At 49.2% G+C, this 10,525-nt stretch carries 11 protein-coding genes; 3 read left to right on the forward strand and 8 right to left on the reverse strand.

Translation table 11 applies throughout. The features are described 5' to 3' along the window. Positions 1-82: 82 nt before the first annotated feature. Positions 83-964, reverse strand: a complete 882-nt coding sequence (locus E1919_RS25010) for a helix-turn-helix transcriptional regulator (RefSeq protein ID WP_162056148.1) — start codon at positions 962-964, stop codon at positions 83-85. 342 nt (positions 965-1,306) lie between these two features. Here E1919_RS25010 and E1919_RS25015 point away from each other — a divergent pair, with 342 nt between their 5' ends. Next, the gene (locus E1919_RS25015) at positions 1,307-1,792 is read left to right on the forward strand and encodes a DUF4113 domain-containing protein (protein ID WP_262888770.1); all 486 of its coding nucleotides are present in this window, start codon (positions 1,307-1,309) and stop codon (positions 1,790-1,792) included. A gap of 158 nt (positions 1,793-1,950) precedes the next feature. Here the strand turns inward: E1919_RS25015 and E1919_RS25020 are convergent, their stop codons facing one another. The 7 genes from E1919_RS25020 to E1919_RS25050 all read right to left on the reverse strand — a co-directional run bounded on the left by E1919_RS25020 (position 1,951) and on the right by E1919_RS25050 (position 8,039). Beyond that, the gene (locus E1919_RS25020; RefSeq protein ID WP_162056150.1) at positions 1,951-2,370 is read right to left on the reverse strand and encodes a hypothetical protein; all 420 of its coding nucleotides are present in this window, start codon (positions 2,368-2,370) and stop codon (positions 1,951-1,953) included. Positions 2,371-2,543: 173 nt separating this feature from the next. Then, a complete protein-coding gene (locus E1919_RS25025) occupies positions 2,544-3,323 on the reverse strand; it encodes a helix-turn-helix domain-containing protein (RefSeq protein WP_162056151.1) in 780 nt (259 codons plus the stop codon). A gap of 271 nt (positions 3,324-3,594) precedes the next feature. Further along, positions 3,595-5,004, reverse strand: a complete 1,410-nt coding sequence (locus tag E1919_RS25030) for a DNA primase family protein (protein ID WP_162056152.1) — start codon at positions 5,002-5,004, stop codon at positions 3,595-3,597. 104 nt (positions 5,005-5,108) lie between these two features. Then, positions 5,109-5,492, reverse strand: coding sequence for a hypothetical protein (locus E1919_RS25035; RefSeq protein WP_162056153.1), 384 nt, complete (start codon positions 5,490-5,492; stop codon positions 5,109-5,111). Continuing rightward, positions 5,489-5,791 carry a helix-turn-helix domain-containing protein gene (locus tag E1919_RS25040; RefSeq protein WP_162056154.1) on the reverse strand — a complete coding sequence of 101 codons (303 nt, stop codon included), beginning with the start codon at positions 5,789-5,791 and terminating at the stop codon, positions 5,489-5,491. The genes E1919_RS25035 and E1919_RS25040 overlap by 4 nt, the downstream gene beginning before the upstream one ends. Before the next feature lie 69 nt (positions 5,792-5,860). Continuing rightward, a complete protein-coding gene (locus tag E1919_RS25045; RefSeq protein ID WP_162056155.1) occupies positions 5,861-6,685 on the reverse strand; it encodes a hypothetical protein in 825 nt (274 codons plus the stop codon). A 106-nt stretch (positions 6,686-6,791) separates the two neighbouring features. Beyond that, positions 6,792-8,039, reverse strand: coding sequence for a site-specific integrase (locus E1919_RS25050; RefSeq protein ID WP_162056156.1), 1,248 nt, complete (start codon positions 8,037-8,039; stop codon positions 6,792-6,794). 666 nt (positions 8,040-8,705) lie between these two features. On the opposite strand from E1919_RS25050, the gene E1919_RS25055 reads away from it, so the two are divergent. Both E1919_RS25055 and E1919_RS25060 read left to right on the forward strand, forming a co-directional pair. Beyond that, a complete protein-coding gene (locus E1919_RS25055) occupies positions 8,706-9,911 on the forward strand; it encodes an IS110 family RNA-guided transposase (protein ID WP_237144847.1) in 1,206 nt (401 codons plus the stop codon). Between the two features lie 90 nt (positions 9,912-10,001). After that, a partial coding sequence (locus tag E1919_RS25060) for an IS110 family transposase (protein WP_162056157.1) occupies positions 10,002-10,525 on the forward strand: 524 nt, incomplete at its 3' end.

Below are 10,525 nucleotides of genomic sequence, written 5' to 3' on the forward strand. Positions count from 1 at the left end.
TTCTGCTTATAGCCGTACAGAAAAATTTAACTGAACACAAGTTAAAGCATGTTTTTGCCTTTGTATTGGAAAAATGCGACAGCTAAAAAACGTACAATTTATTTACAGTTTGAAGCGTGTCAGACATTGAATCCAGAAAACAATCATCATTGTCTTTCCTGAAAGAGTATAAAAAACTTTTATATTCTTCAAAGAATTGGCTGGGACTTATGCCAAAGACCTTCCGGAAATGTTTTATAAAGTGAGGCTGGTCGTAATATCCTACCTCCGATACGACATCCAAAACGTGCTTATTAGATAGAGCAAGCTGTCTGAAGGCATAGTTAAACTGCTTTACCTTACAATAAGCTTTTGGAGAAATGCCCACTGCTTCTAAAAATTTACGTTCCAAGCTCCTGGTGCTAATTCTCAATGAAGTTGCTAGTTCTCTTACAGATATACTGCCTTTAGATAAACAGATTAGACTAGTAGCCTCGGAAATGCAGTCATTATCCTGCCATTCCTTAGCTATAATCCTTTTACATAGAAACTCTTCCACCAGTGACAGCCGTTTAGCCGGATCAGGTTCATGGGTTACCTGTCGGTAAAGCATAGAGGCTTTATTACACCAAACATCTTCCAACGGTAACACCTTTCCAGTGACTTCTTGTTGAGGTACTCCAAAGAACTGGTGAATGGCATTGGGAGTCAGTTCAAGTCCGATAACAATTACTTCACCTTCTTTTACCCAATGATGAGCTATCTCGAACTGCTGACCTGATATATATATACCTCCACTTGCAGTCCGTTCTGTAGAATTTGGTCTCTGGGTGGTGTACCCTCCACTTCCCCAAAAAAGAGATAAAAAAACATTTCCAGTAGGAACAGCAGTCATGGAAGAAAGCCCTTGGGGATTAACAGTAAATTGATGAACTTGCTTTATAAAAGGCCGTAAAAGCTGTTGCTGTGGTTGATGAAGTATCATAAACTGCTCTGTTGAAGTTTATATTACAATCAAAAATGAAACAAGAATTTAGTGTTCAACCAAAAGACAAATAGACAGCAAATAGAAAATGCTGTTATAGCGGAAGAGTAAACCGTAAGTAAGGGAGAACTAGATCAGTTATCAGTTTAGGTGTATTTTTTATAACTTTTATACGTAAAATTATAATTATGTTTTATCTTTTTTTAAATAACTATCTAAGTTATCTACAAAAATGCGAATATTGATGGACATTTATAAAGAAGTTAAACAAGATTTTCAGATCAGAAACCGCTCCTCCCGCAGCTTCGTCAAGTAACCAATTATTTAAATGTTCTTGAAGATCTGCACTTGGCGACAGTCACCCATGCCGCCAATTACTTCCTGAAATTGCGGCAACAAGGAAGCTTCGCCAGCCTCCTTACCGTCTTAATTACCTTCCATAAGTTCTTTGAGCACGACAGGCAGTATACTAACAGCAAGACCCAATTCCTGCCTGCTGCCACCAACTCTGACATCAAACTCATCCACTACGCCAACATCGCTCTCAAAGCCATTTACCGCGACGGCTACTGGTACAAGAAATCAGGAGTGTTTGTGACGGATATCGTGCCGCAGAACCAGGTGCAGCAGGGCCTATTGGATACGTTAAACAGGGAAAAGCACGCGAAGCTGATGGAGGTTATTGATGGCCTGACCGATAGGTTCGGCAGAGGAAAAGTGAGCGTGGCGACACAGGGAGTGGAAAAGGCCTGGCTGCTCCGCAGCGATATGAAATCCCCCTGCTACACGACCCGCTTGAGCGAGATTCAGACGGTGTATCTGCGATAAAGGCCACGCCTTTATCTCGTTTTAGAAGTCGTCGAAGTTATCACCAAACAGGTATAAAAACCTGCCCCATTGATATGGCAGGGAGAACAGAACTTCCCCCTGCCACAGTTTCTACCGCTTCCTATATCCTTCTTGCTGTAGCAAACCTTATGGTAACACTACAGCTTTATTTCAGCATAAGTTTTTTGTACCTCATCCAAAAGCCCAGGTTTTACTCTTATCATATTGCTATCACCATTCTCTGGCTGGCGAATCAGGGACATCATCAGTTCCAGCCTATCCTGGCGCGGGGACAATGTTAGCATGATGTTTCTGCTGCGAGTCGGGAGCTTATGGAAGCAGATATAGGCCTTTAGCTCCTCCTCAGATATCGTAACTTCAATGTGCGGCAGTTCATTAGATTTCAGCGTACAGTAGTCAATGGTGATGATACTGCGCCTGGATCTTCGAGGCAGCTTAAACGCGCGTTTCCCGTCTGGCTTGCCAGCGTGCCCCGGGTGGCGCCCTTGCGTCAAGTCAATAAAGCCGTTCATCTTAAACGGTTCTGTCAGTCCTGCGTCACAGGCATATCTTTTCATATTTTTGGGTGTTAAGTGAAAAAGAAATCATGATAAAATTTATTTGATGGTAAGTAGTGCTCTTCCGTACTTCTGTCATTTGTGGATTATGAAGATTATAAGTCAGCTAAAGGTGAAGTGGAAGAGCTTTCAGAGGCAAGCACAGTAGACTGCATTGCCTCTAAAAGATAAAATTAATCACCCTCCTTTGCCATAGCCTCTGCCTGCTCTGTGGGCAAGCAGGAGCTGTGGGTTTCCAAAAAGAAATCACTGAGCTGCGCGCTCTTGCAAAGGTTGACTAAATCTGGATTTGCAGGAAACTTTAGCCACTTGAAACCAAACGTGTCTTGCACCGGGGCTGTCTGCGCCGCGTCCTTTAGATAGCTTTCGCTGGCCCTTAGCACCTCAGACAGCAGCAGGTTATCGTACTGTGCCCCGTGCTGCTTGCAGAGAGCCTGCGCGCGCAAGCTGAATTCATCTATCTGTTTTAGGTGCTTGCTGTTGATGGAGTGCAACCAAACAATCCGCTGCTGCGAAACATCACGTTGCAGTGTCTTCAGATACTGTGTGTAACGCATCATAAACGGGAATACACCCTGAAAAAAGGTCTTTTTTGGCTCTTTATCGCTAGTTCTGGTGGTGTCTTGCCGCTTTTCTTGCGGAAAATCACCGTCTAAAGCCGCCTGCAACAACGTCTCATCCCCTGTCTGTTGCGGTTTTTGCCCCTCCGGTTGCGCTGTCTGTGCAACCGGAGGCAACGTCCGGGGCTCTGAAACGGCATCTGAATCAAGTGTCTGTAAAGAATCCCGGACACTGTCTGACTCCAGTTCTTTGAGCGTTTTCTCCACCGTGTATTTTGTGACGCCAAGCGCTTTGGCTATGTCGCGGATGGACCTGTTCTTTCTACGCAGCCTGTCTACCTGCTCCTTTACTGTTAGTGTGTTTGAATTCTCCACTGTGTTAGAATTTTCCATTTATTTTTAGATTTCGTTTGTTTAACTGAATTCGCTTAAGGTGATGGTGATACCATGCTTGGCTCATGCTTGCTGGTATGCCTAGCGCCTGGCCTATGGAGCCTTTAGCCTCATAATAGGCGTAAATGTGTGGGTTTTTGTGCCTATGCTGTGTGCCAGCGTGAATCTTAAAAATGTTGTTTTGGCCCTGCACTTGCTGCACTTGCTACACTCTCCATAGGCTGAGGGAGTGTAGCAAGTGCAGCAAGTGTAGCCTAGGATAAACATTTCTTTAAATTTCTGCGGCCACCATCTCCAGGTAAACTACCCAGCCGCTGTTGCGCCTCACCACCTGCACGCCTGCGCCCGAAAGCCTTTTCTTGAAGTTTGTGCAGTTCAGGGGCCTATAGCCGTCCTCCTGGCAGAAGCTCCTGTAGCTGGAATAGATTTCCTTCAGCGCCAGGCACTTTTCATTGCTAGGCCTGTAGCCGTTCTCCTCCAGGAACATCTGCACGCTGTCCGACTCCTTCTTGTAAAGGGCCACCTGCGCCTTGGCAGCCTCGCAGTGACTGAAGCGCTTCCGGTCCATCAGCCGCCGGAGTCCCTGCAGTATCCAGTTGAACACGCCGGAGAGCTCACTGGCGATGATCTTGCTTGCCAGCTGCCTGTCCTGCTCCTCGTCCGGGATGGTGCGGTCGAATTCCACAATCAGCAGCCTTCGGAAGAAAGCGTCAGTGTGCTCTATATCCCGGGGCAGCTCATTGCAGTTAAAGAGCAGCTTGGCGTAACTGTGCAGTATGGCCGGCTCCTTGTAAGGCAACCGCACCTCTATCGGCTCTCCCGATGTCAGCTGTTTGAAGACATTAGGGTCCAGCCGCGAAGAGAGCTCACTGGCGTAGTTGAGCAGCTTGTCGCCTAGCATGGCCCTGGAGTAGCCGTTCTGATCCGTTATGCTTTGCATGGAGTAGCTGCACACGTTACTCAGCCCCAGCAGCGCGGTACTAACCTCAAACAGCACGGACTTGCCGTTAGCACCCGTGCCATAGCAGAACAGGACCTTCTCCAGCTTAAGCACCGTCTGGTCCACGAACACGTAGCCCAGGTACTCTGACACCACAGCCTGCTTTTCTGCGTCAGGCAACACCTGATCCAGGTAGCGGAGGAAAAGTGGGGCCTGGGCCCCCTCATCATATCCGAACGAAAGCTGATAGGTCATGAAATCCTCTTCTCTGAATTCCCTCAGGCCGATGAACCTGGGGCTTATCTCGAAGGTGCCGTCCTGCAGGTTGACCAGCACGGTCCCCTTTTGGCGCGCCTTCTTTGGTGACTTGGCGGAGGAGAGGAACTGGCGGTACAGCTGCTCCTTGAAAAGGTGGAATCGGGCATCGAAGGGATTGATGCCCATCCGCTCTGCCGCACTGCCCAGGAAGTCCTTGACGGCGCTCTCCTCCACTTGCTTCCAGAAGGCACCGTTGTAGAGATAAACGGAGCCGTTGTGCATGCACAGGCCGCACTGCTGCTGGCGTGCGGTCTCAAGCACGTTCTCTATCACTGTGACGAGGTAGTGGTTCGTCTTCAGGCGCTGCCCGTCCTTTAGTTTGGCAGCCTCTCTGAAGTCAGTTTCGCTAAAGCAAGGCAGTAGCCTGTCCGGAAGCTCCTCATGCGTAGGAAGAGCTGCCGATGTATTATCTGTTTTAGTCATTAGGGTGGGTTTGGTTAAGGTTTGGTTTTTTTCGGACACGGCGAGGTTTACCGTCTGACACGGCGCAGCCTGCCGTAGACTATTATGATAACTTGCGCACTGTATTAGGCTGCTTTAGGATTTTTTCCACTTAGCTTTGGTCGGAGCTGCTCCATGCAGAAGTTGGTCAGCTCCAGGTCCAGCTGCTTGCTCTTGGCAAAGTCGCGGATGATGCTCCTCTCCAGCTGCAGCTCCATCTGCTGCATAAGCACCTGCGTCTTCAGCGCTTGAACCTCGTCCAGTAGACGGTCAACCTCACGCTGCGATTCACAATAAAAGCTCAAATCCGCCTCCAGCTCATGAGCGAGCTGGAGAGCGTAGGCCTTGTCATGCTGCTTAGATTGATAGGAAAGCAGACGCTTTTCGCGCTTGCCGTTTACTTCCAGAAAGAGGCTCTGGGCAGTGAGAAACTTAGTGCTGGGTAGGCGGGTGCTTTGGCGCTCCATCATGCTCTGCTCCTTCCCAGCCTTTTCGGCTCTTCCAGTGACTTTAGCACCTGGGATTTGAACAGGTAGACTCTTCGGCCCTTGCGGTGGAAAGGAATAGTGCCCTGCGCCATCCAGTTGTGGAGCGTGGGGCGAGAAACCTTGAGCAGTGAGCACACCTCCTGAATGGAGATGGGCTCCTCTGCCTCTGGATTGGGCTGTTTTTGCTCTGGCTTGTCCTCTCTCAGGATTTGAGCTGTGCGCTGTGCGATAGCTTCTATCGCATCATGCGCCGTCATGTAAATCAATAGATTGTTTGGCATGTGCTTGTTTGTTAAGTACAGTCCAAAGATCTATTGATAGGTAAATGCTACTTCCTCATAGCACTAATATCACTCCTTAATATCACAAACTTTGCCTTCCATGTATTTTCTGGATAGGCTATTGTAAATTGTGTCCACTTCTTGAAACTCGAATTCGTTGAAAGTCTTTTTAAGCACAGTTGACAAACCTTCTCTAAAAGGCTTGTCACGTTTATCTGCTCTGTATGTCTTATAAAATCTGAACATGAGGTTTTTTAGAAACGCCCCGTCTGCATTCACCTCAAGCTTTTGGTCAGCGGGCACGGTGGCTGTTTCTTTGAAGTTTGCGAAACCGGCGTGCAGAAAGGTCTTGAAGTCTGTCAATGAAATGATAGGCTCATCGTTGAACGCCTTTAACAGCATCTCCCGCCTGAACCACTCTTTGACTTCTGACTCATCCACGAGCTTCCCATTCCGCATCACACTTAACCTATGGTCTTCCTCAGGTGGGGGTGCCTGTAATGTTCCTGGCTTCCGCCTTCTGCTATAAGCCTCCTCTTGACGCATCTTCAGCCACTCCACCTTTGCCCCTGTCTCAGGTATGCTCATGAAGAGAACTCTAGTGAAATCATCCATGCCGGGGTCATATGGCCAGCCGGGGCTACTTTTGACAAAGTCCCAGAAATCCATGCCCTCCCCTGCATACATATCCATGTGGTAGTCCAAGAAGGCGAAACGCTGTGACTTTTTAGCTTCTCCTGTGTAAAGCCAGGAGGCAAAATAGTCCCTCAGTTCCTGGTCTAAGATTTCGCTGTTTTTCCTATAAAACTCCTTATGGTATTTTGCCTTGTACTGATAGGGACTGTCTGATAAATCTTCCTTAAAAACGTAGGATATGTACTCCTTGAAATTCATTTTTTATTATACCGGTTGAAAGTGTTTAGTACTTCTTTTATAGAGATGAAATTTAATTTACGGGAAAGGCATACCCCTACCCACCGCAATGTTACACGTTATGTTTTTAAGCAACTGTTTCTTCCTCCACTTTACCCCAAACCCGCTCCATCTCCATCTCTTTGATGTTGTCTGTGATTTTGATGTACTTCTTAAAGGTCTGGTAGTTGGTGTGGCCAGAGACTTTCATCACTACCTCTGCCCGCATGCCTCCTTCCAGTGACAGCGTGATAAACGTTCTTCTAGCCGTGTGCATGGTGATGAAGTCGTACTTTGGTCTAGTATCCACCAGGCGCTCACCTCCCCGGCGGGTGGTCATGCTCGTCGGCTCATCTATGCCCACCAACTCACCCAGTTCTTTTAGATAGTCATTGGTTTTCTGATTCGACAATACCGGCAGTGGTAGCGGTTCTTCTTCATACTTCTCCAGTATGGCCATTGCCCTAGGGGATAGCGGAACGTTGTTGGCGCTGTCTGTCTTCACCTGGCGCAGCACCCACCTGTTACCTTTGATGTCTGAGTGGCGAAGCGCGGCCACGTCGGAGTAGCGCTGGCCGGTGGCGCAGGCGAAGCAGAAGACATCGCGCACACGGTCCAGCCGCGGGTGCTTAGAAAGGTCAAAGCTGTAGAGCTTGTCAAGCTCCTGCTTTGTGAGGTAGATGATGTCCACGTCCTTCTGCGGGGTCTTGAACTTTTTAAAGGCAAGACTCTGATGATAGCCCCTGTCCAGTGCCCAGCCCAGGAAGGCCTTTAACGTGGCGAAGGTTTTCCATACGGTGTTGTCCTTGTGCTTCAGGTCCATCACCAGGTAGTTGCGCAGATCATCGAAGAAGCGCATGTCCATGCCCTGAAAGGAGAGCACATATTTAGTCTTTTCGCTGAAGCTGACTAAGTGATTGTAAATGCCTCGGTACTTGAGTAGCGTAGAGTGGCTGCGGTGGGCACCGTGAATCCGGATGTATTCATCGAAGCACTCCAGAAAGCTCTTCTCTGCCTCTGGCTCAGATGGGAAGAGCACCGACACAATATCCTCTTTCAGCTCAGGAAAGCGGAACGAGGGGTTTTCCTCCATGCGCTTGTTGTAGGCCTTGCGAACTTTGTTTTTGGTGTCGGTAAGGCTGTCGTTTAATTCCGGCGCACCTTTGAAGTTACCTTTCACATGGTTGCCCTTGATGTTCGCCTTGGTGTTCCAGTAAGTGGGGTGGATTTGGCGGCCGGTCTTGACTTTGATTGTCTGCTTGCCCAGTCGGGCAAAAAGGTAGATGGAGGTTTCGCCGTCCAGGTTGGGCTTGTCCAGGTAGTAGTTGAGCGTCATAAGGGTAAAGTATAGAAGTATTAAATATAGGTTCAGACAAATATACGAATTGTCCGAAGCCGCGGACACATTTCGGACACTAATATTTAATCTCTTCTATTTTTACCTGACTTACCTTTACAACAAACTCTTTAAAAACAGCCTAAACACCCTTTTTAGAGCAGTTTTACGATAAGTTAAATATAGTTGATGTTATATAGTTTTAGTCCCCTACGGGCTACACGAAAGGCTCTCAGCAACAGCTGAGGGCCTTTTACTTTTATGTAAGGTTTTAAAATGGTCCTTTCATCGTAGTTAGACTAGGTGCATTGACCAAGGGGAATGAGAGACTGAGGGCCAGGTAAGTCTGCAATACTATACCGTAAAAAAGGAAGCTCCATTCCCCCCCTTACCTTTTCTCCGAGAGTCTGGGCAGTACTCATATCTTTGAAATGTTAGCCAAGAGTACAATTCTTACTATTTGTACCTTCGCTTTTATATAATAAGGGAGGAAAGGATTAAGTGACAGTACTAGACACGATTGATGTCGCCATTAAGAAACCCCTTTCCTCCCTCTTCATCCAAGCCAGAACAGTACCAAAAGGCCGCCTGTTGTAGGCGAGACCCAGTATCTAGCTGTGAGTATAGGTTGCAGATGAAGTTTATTTACCCAAACTACCCAACACAATGAAAAACCTGCTATGCCAGAACCTGGGAGTGGACGTTTCCAAAGACTCCCTTGATGTTGTCTTCTCTACCCTCGATATGAAGCGTCAGGTCAGGGTGAAGGCCTCCCGCAAGTTCGCCAACACACCTGCCGGTATCAGGCAGCTCCAGCGCTGGATGGAAAGCAAGCGCGCAGCAGAAGTGGAACTGCGTATTCTCATGGAAGCCACCGGCATCTATTACGAGCAGCTGGCCTGGTTTCTCCACCAGCAGGGCTACCAGGTATCGGTGATCCTGCCTACCAAGGCCAAGCGCTACCTGCAGGCCCTGGGCCACAGGAGCAAGAATGACAGCATCGACGCCAAAGGGTTGGCCCGAATGGGTTTGGAGCAGTTGCTGCCTCTCTGGCAGCCCCTGTCGCAGGACATCTACCAGCTGCGTCTTTTGACCCGCCAGCTGGAGGACTTCTCTAACCAGCGCACCGTGTTCCTCAACCAGCTCCACGCCCTGCACCACAGTGCCTTTGCGGTAAAGCAGGTGGAGAAAAGCCTCAAAAAGATGGTCCGCACGCTGGAGAAAAGCATCCAGGAGCTGGAGGAGGCTATTCAGGAACTCATCTGCCAGGACCCGCTGCTGGCCGAGCGGGTGGAGAAGCTCCTGGCTATCAAAGGAGTGGGCCTCAAGACGGTGGCCGTGCTCCTGGCCGAGACCAACGGCTTTGCCACCTTTGAGAAGCAGGGGCAGCTGGTGAGCTACTCGGGCTATGATGTGGTGGAGAACCAGTCAGGCAAACGCTCGGGAAAGACCAGGATGTCCAAGAAGGGCAACGCACATATCCGCCGGGCCATGCACCTGCCGGCCTTTTCAGTAGTGCGCTATAAAGAGCCTGTCTTTGCCGCACTCCATGAACGGCTTTTGGCAAGGGGCAAGACTAAGATGCAGGCTTACGTGGCTGTGCAGCGTAAGCTGCTGATCCTGATATGGACGCTGTGGCGCAAGAACCAGGTGTATGACCCGCTTCACGACCGAAGGCATCAAAAACAAAAAGAGGCTATCCTTAGCTTGGAGGCCGGAGCCTCTCTTTCAGGTGTCAGCGAAGCTGACGAAAACAAAGTAGCCCCGCTAAGCAGGGCTACACAAGATGAACATCCCGCACCTGTCGGCCAGGAGCTCTCTTTCAGGTTATGTGAAGATAAGAAAAATTCAACTAAAATCCTTGACTTTTAAGACAGTACCTTAATGCTATCACCGTGGATAAGCAAGTGTAAGACAAAAGGCAAGACGAGGGAGAAAGAAGGTCGCTCACTTTAACCACTCATGCTATGGAACAGATCACAAGACAGTGCGTGGGCATCGACATCGCCAAAAAGAGCTTCACCGCCTGCGTTTGCAAACTCTCCCCCAGCTCCGGCCTGTGCTTCTCCCAGGTGGCATCCTTTGAGAACAGCATCAGGGGCTTCAACCAACTGCTCAAATGGCCTGAGCAAGCAGACAACTCCTGCCTTGCCGGTAAACTTTGTGATGGAGGCCACGGGTATTTACTATGAGCCTCTGGCCTATCACCTGCACCGGATCCGGCAGAATGTTTCAGTTGTCCTCCCCAACAAGGTCAAGCACTTCGGCAAGAGCCTCAACGTCAAAAGCAAAACAGACCGCATCGACGCCAGAGTCATCGCCCGGCTGGGGGCGGAGCGCCAGCTGCCCGCCTGGCAACCGCCGGCCCCGGTGTTCAAGGCCCTGCGGGAACTGACCAGGCACTGCACCGACCTCAAGAAAGAGCGGACGGTGCTGCTCAACAGGCTCAGCGCTCTGCTCTCCGCGCATGAGCCGCAGGCCTTTGT

Origin of the sequence: Pontibacter pamirensis (genome assembly GCF_010015475.1) — a bacterium.
Classification (GTDB): Bacteria; Bacteroidota; Bacteroidia; order Cytophagales; family Hymenobacteraceae; genus Pontibacter; species Pontibacter pamirensis.